Below are 5737 nucleotides of genomic sequence, written 5' to 3'. Positions count from 1 at the left end.
CGCGGAGCCTGTGCCGCGGCGGCACGGCGGGGCAGGGCGGGGGCGGCCACCGGCGCCGCCTGCGCCGTGCCCACCAGGCGCGGCCCGGCCACCCCGCGGGAGGCCACCATCATCTCGCTGCCGCGCAGGGCGAAGCCGCGGTCGAACAGCGCCATCACATGCTCGTCGCGCTCGCGGCTGGTGGCGCCGCCGAAGACCACGACGATGAGCCGCACCCCGTTGCGCGCCGCGCTGGCGGCGAGGTTGAAGCCGCTGGCCTGGATGAAGCCGGTCTTCAGCCCGTCGGCGCCGTCATATTCGTCGAGGATGCGGTTGTGGCCGCGCACCGTCTGGCCGTGCCAGGAGAAGCTCTGCGTGTTGAAGTAGGCGTATTGGCGCGGGAAGTGGCGGACCAGCGCGCGGCTGAGGATCGCCATGTCGCGCGCCGTCGTCACCTGGTTGGAGTCGGGCAGGCCGGAGGCATTGCGGAAACTGGTGTCGCGCATGCCCAGCGCCTGGGCGCGCCGCGTCATCATGCGGCCGAACTGCACCTCGCTGCCGCCCAGATATTCGCCCAGCGCTGCCGCCACGTCATTGGCCGACTTGGTGACCAGCGCCAGGATCGCCTCCCGCACCGTGATGCTGCCGCCCGGCTTCAGCCCGAGGCGGGAGGGCTGCTGCCCCGCCGCGTGGCGCGAGACGGGAATGCGCGTGGCCAGCGTCACGCGGCCCTGCTGCATCGCCTCGAACACCATGTAGAGCGTCATCATCTTGGTCAGCGAGGCGGGGTAGCGCGCGGCGCCGGCATTGACCGCCAGCAACTCCTCCCCCGTGGCGGCGTCCATCACGATGGCGGCGTAGCGTTCGCCGCCGATCTGTGCCCGCGCCGGCGGGGCGGCGGTCAGCAGCCCGGCGAGCAGCAGCAGCGCCGCGAGGCGCGCGGTGAGTCCAGAGCCCGGCATGGTGGTGTCTTCCCCCCTCGGCGCCGGCGATGCGGCGCCCCCTTCTCCCCCAAGGCCCACCCGGCCCCGCCCCCGGCGGCGGGCCGGGCGCGGTTCCCCGGCACGGCCGGGCCGCGCGCAACATGCCGATATTCCGCTTGAGAAGAAAGCGCTTAACGCCTGATCGGCCAATAATATTACGGCCAGTTTACCTGGTGGCCTCAGGCGGGCGCGGCTTTGGCGGCGCTGGCGAAGACGCGGCGGGCGACGGCGAGGGCGGCCAGCGTCGCCTCGCCGCGCCGCTCCTCGTTCCAGGCCAGGGCGACGGAGACGGTGCGGATCGGCCCGCGCAGGGCGCGGAAGACGACGCCCGGCGGGTTGATGCGCGCCATGCCGGAGGAGACCAGCGCGACGCCGAGGCCAGAGGCGACGAAGCCGAGCTGCGCCATGGCCGAGCCGACCTCGCGCACGCCGCGCGGCTCGAATCCGGCGGCGCGGCAGGCGGCCACCAGCCCGTCGAAATAGGCCGGGCTGATCGAGCGCGGCAGCGTCAGCAGCGGCGCCTCCGCCAGGGCGGCGAGCGGCAGCGGGCCGGGCTCGGCGAGCAGCGCGTGGCCCTCCGGCAGGGCGGCGACCAGGTGGTCCTCCCCGATCGGCAGGACGCGCACGGGCGTGCGGCCGCGGTCGAGCCGCAGCAGGGCGAGATCCACCTCGCCCCGCCGCAGCGCCTCCAGCGCGTCCACCGTGTCCATCTCCCGCACGGCGATGGCGGAGCCGGGGCGGGCCTCGCGCAGGGCGCGCACCAGCGGCGGCAGGTGGTCGAACAGGCCGGAGGTGACGCAGGCGATGGCCACCGGCGCGCCATGCCCCTCGCGCAGCGCGCGCGCCACCGCCTCCACCGCGCCGGCATCCTCGGCGAGGCGGCGGGCGAGGGGGAGCAGCGCCTCGCCCTCGCGCGTCGGCCGCGCGCCCTTGCGCGTGCGCTCCAGCAGCCGCACGCCGAGTTCCGACTCCAGCGCCTGGATCTGCGCCGTCAGCGGTGGCTGCGAGATGCCGAGCCGCGTGGCGGCGCGGCCGAAATGCCCTTCCTCGGCGACGGCGAGGAAATGTCCGAGGCGGCGGAGCAGACGGAAATCCATGGGGCGATACGGAACGGCTATCGTGCGGCCTCGTCAATCGGAATGGACGCGGGGCGCGGCGGCGGCGCACAAGGGCAGCGAAGACAGCATCCGCAACGACGGAGGAGGACGCCATCCATGAAGCAGCATCCCGTGAAGGTGCATCCCTCGAAGGCCCTGCTGCCGCGCGAGGAACAACTGGCCTGGAAGATCGCCGCTGTCGCCGCCGACAGGGTGGCGGTGCAGAAGCCGGTGGCGGAGATGATCATCAACCGCATCATCGACAATGCGGCGGTGGCGATCGCGGCGGTCAACCGCTCCGCCCCCACCTCGGCGCGGACGATGGCGATGGGGCATCCGCGCAAGGGCGGCGCCACCATTTTCGGCCTGCCCAGCGGCAAGGGCTATTCGCCGGAATGGGCGGCCTGGGCCAATGGCACGGCGGTGCGTGAACTCGACATGCACGACACCTTCCTGGCCGCCGACTATTCCCACCCCGGCGACAATATCCCGCCCATCCTGGCGGTGGCGCAGGCGATGGGGCGCACCGGCAAGGACCTGATCCGCGGCCTCGCCACCGGCTATGAGATCCAGGTGGACCTCGTGCGCGCCATCTGCCTGCACGAGCACAAGGTGGACCATATCGCGCATCTCGGCCCCTCGGCGGCGGCGGGAATCGGCACGCTGCTCGGGCTGAAGCAGGAAACCATTTACCAGGCGGTGCAGCAGGCGCTGCACACCACCATCACCTTCCGCCAGAGCCGCAAGGGCGAGATTTCCTCCTGGAAGGCCTTCGCCCCCGCCCATGCCGGCAAGCTGGCGGTGGAGGCGGTGGACCGCGCCATGCGCGGCGAGGGCGCGCCGAGCCCGATCTATGAGGGCGAGGATTCGGTCATCGCCTGGGTGCTGTCGGGGCGCAGCAACCGCGCCGATGTCTATGGCCCGGTCTATTACACCGTGCCGCTGCCGGAGAAGGGCGAGCCGAAGCGCGCCATCCTCGACACCTACACCAAGGAGCATTCGGCCGAGTACCAGTCCCAGGCGCTGATCGACCTCGCCTTCCGCCTGCGCGAGCGCATCGCCGACCAGGAGGCGATCGAGAAGATCATCCTGCATACCAGCCACCACACCCACTACGTGATCGGCACCGGCGCGAACGACCCGCAGAAGATGGACCCCAGGGCCAGCCGCGAGACGCTGGACCACTCCATCATGTACATCTTCGCCGTCGCGCTGCAGGACGGCAGCTGGCACCACGTGGAGAGCTACGCCCCGAAGCGCGCCGCGCGGCCCGACACGGTGCGGCTGTGGCACAAGATCGAGACGCGGGAGGACCCGGAGTGGACGCGCCGCTACCACTCGACCGACCCGGACGAGAAGGCCTTCGGCGCCCGGGTGGAGATCCTGTTCAAGGACGGCACCAGCCTGGTCGATGAGCTGGCGGTGGCCAATGCCCATCCGCTCGGCGCGAAGCCCTTCGGGCGGGAGGACTATATCCGCAAGTTCCGCATCCTCACCGAGGGGCTGATCTCCGCCCGCGAGGCCAACCGCTTCCTGGAGGTGGTGCAGGATCTGCCGAAGCTGGGGGCGGAGGATCTGCACCTGCTCAACGTCACCCTGCCGCGCGGCACGCTGGCCGAGGGCAAGCCGGGGATTTTCTGACGGCGCGCGGTGTTGAGAGGGGCTTCGCCCCTCTCAAACTCTCCTCACCAAAGGCCTGAGGCCTTTGGAAACCCATTTGTAAAAGCCACACTGAAGGCGGGTGCAGGGGACCCTGTCCCCTGCCCAAGGGAAAGAAAGGGGGGTGAGGGGGCAAAGCCCCCTCAAGGCCACCCCAACAAGGCGCTGCAAGGGAGGAAGAAAGCCAATGAGCGAGAGCCAGACCGACATCCGCAAGGGCCTGGTCGGCGTCGTCGCCGATGTCTCGGCCGTGTCGAAGGTGATGCCGGAGACCAACAGCCTGACCTATCGCGGCTATGCCGTGCAGGACCTGGCCGAGGCCTGCAGCTTCGAGGAAGTGGCCTATCTGCTGTGGAACGGGGAGCTGCCGGATGCCACGCAGCTGGCCGCCTTCCGCGCCGAGGAGGCGGGGCAGCGCACCATCAGCCCGGCGCTGCATGGCGTCATCCGCGCCTTCCCGAAGAGCGCGCACCCGATGGATGCGATCCGCACCGCCGTCAGCTTCCTCGGCATGGAGGACCCCGAGGCGGGCGATGTGTCCGAGCCGGCGACGCGCCGCAAGGCGATGCGCCTGCTGGCGAAGATCCCCACCGCCATCGCCGCCGCGCACCGCGCCACCAAGGGGCTGGAGCCGGTGGAGCCGGACCCGCGCCTGAGCTTCGCGCAGAATTTTTTTCAGATCGTCCTCGGCCAGGTGCCGGCGCCCGAGGTGGTGAAGGCCTTTGATGTCTCGCTGATCCTCTATGCCGAGCATGGCTTCAACGCCTCCACCTTCACCGCGCGCACGGTGACGAGCACGGGGGCGGACCTGCACGGCGCCGTCACCGCCGCCATCGCCGCGCTGAAGGGCCCGCTGCATGGCGGCGCCAATGAGGCGGTGATGCACATGCTCTCCGAGATCGGCGAGCCGGCGAAGGCGCTCTCCTGGCTGGAGGGCCGCTTCGACCACAAGGCGCTGGTGATGGGCTTCGGCCACCGCGTCTACAAGAACGGCGACAGCCGCGTGCCTACCATGACGAAATACGCCGAGACGATGGCGGAGGTGGTGGGCGACCGGCGCTGGATGGAGATGAGCCGCATCCTCGCCGCCGCCATGCTGGAGCGGAAGAACATCCACCCCAACCTCGATTTCCCGGCCGGCCCCGCCTATCACCTGATGGGGTTCGACATTCCGCTCTTCACGCCGATCTTCGTCGCCAGCCGCATCACCGGCTGGGCCGCGCATGTGATCGAGCAGGCGGCGGAGAACCGCCTCATCCGTCCGCTCTCGCACTACAATGGCGTGGCGCAGCGCGCGGTGCCGCCGCTCGATGCGCGCTGAGCTTTAACAACTGCTGAAGCTGTGCGCGGCGCCGGAGAGTCCGGCGCCGCGTTTTTTTCGTCGCCGTGATTCCGCCACGCTCTGCTGCGATGTCGCAAAATGCAACGTCGTGCTGTTTTGCAACGCGATGTCGCGGATTTCGTTGACAAGCGGATTGCACATGAAGATAGCGTGTGCCGCGCGCATCGGTTGAACGCGATTCGCACCGAGGGGTGTCAAGAGGCCAACCGGTGTGCATCGCCCTGAAGGCGGTGTGTCGCGACGCGGAAGGACAGCCGATGGCACGGAGATGCGGGAGAGGCCGGCACGGATCAGCACGTGCGGTTCTGCCTGGCTCCACATCGCTCCGGTCTTCGCGCGTCACGACAGGGTTTGGAAAAAGTCCACGGCACGGCCCGCATCATGCAGGCGAGGCACGCGCCGGCACGGCAGACATGTTTGGGTAAGGAGATCCAGCAGGTGAGCGACAGCAACGAAACCAGCCCCCCGCGGGCGCGCGCGATGGCCATCAGTGCGTCGCGCCGCAGTGCCGCGACCCGCAAGGCCAGCAGCGCCGGCCGCAAGCCCGCCGCGGTGAAGGCGACGACGGCGAAGAAGGCTGCGCCCGCCGCGAAGAAGGCGACCACCGCGAAGGCCGCGCCGAAGAAGGCCGCCACCGCGAAGGCCGCGCCGAAGAAGGCCGCCACCGCGAAGGCCGC

The 5737-nt window shown here is 70.4% G+C and carries 5 protein-coding genes; 3 read left to right on the top strand and 2 right to left on the bottom strand.

Features of this window, described 5'->3' with window-relative positions; translation table 11 throughout:
* A partial coding sequence (locus NON00_RS20335) for a D-alanyl-D-alanine carboxypeptidase family protein (RefSeq protein WP_256024549.1) occupies nt 1–941 on the bottom strand: 941 nt, incomplete at its 3' end.
* 200 nt (nt 942–1141) lie between these two features.
* Complete coding sequence (locus NON00_RS20330) at nt 1142–2059, bottom strand: LysR family transcriptional regulator (protein WP_256024548.1); 918 nt, start codon at nt 2057–2059, stop codon at nt 1142–1144.
* 117 nt (nt 2060–2176) lie between these two features.
* On the opposite strand from NON00_RS20330, the gene NON00_RS20325 reads away from it, so the two are divergent.
* The 3 genes from NON00_RS20325 to NON00_RS20315 all read left to right on the top strand — a co-directional run.
* A complete protein-coding gene (locus tag NON00_RS20325) occupies nt 2177–3700 on the top strand; it encodes an MmgE/PrpD family protein (protein WP_256024547.1) in 1524 nt (507 codons plus the stop codon).
* Between the two features lie 205 nt (nt 3701–3905).
* Nucleotides 3906–5039 (top strand): bifunctional 2-methylcitrate synthase/citrate synthase, encoded by a 1134-nt coding sequence (locus NON00_RS20320; protein WP_256024546.1) that lies wholly within the window; start codon nt 3906–3908, stop codon nt 5037–5039.
* Nucleotides 5040–5498: 459 nt separating this feature from the next.
* The coding region (locus tag NON00_RS20315; protein ID WP_256024545.1) for a hypothetical protein at nt 5499–5737 on the top strand (239 nt) is incomplete at its 3' end.

This window comes from Roseomonas sp. GC11 (genome assembly GCF_024437745.1).
GTDB lineage: Bacteria > Pseudomonadota > Alphaproteobacteria > Acetobacterales > Acetobacteraceae > Pseudoroseomonas.
This window is presented reverse-complemented; position numbering and strand designations above follow the sequence as displayed.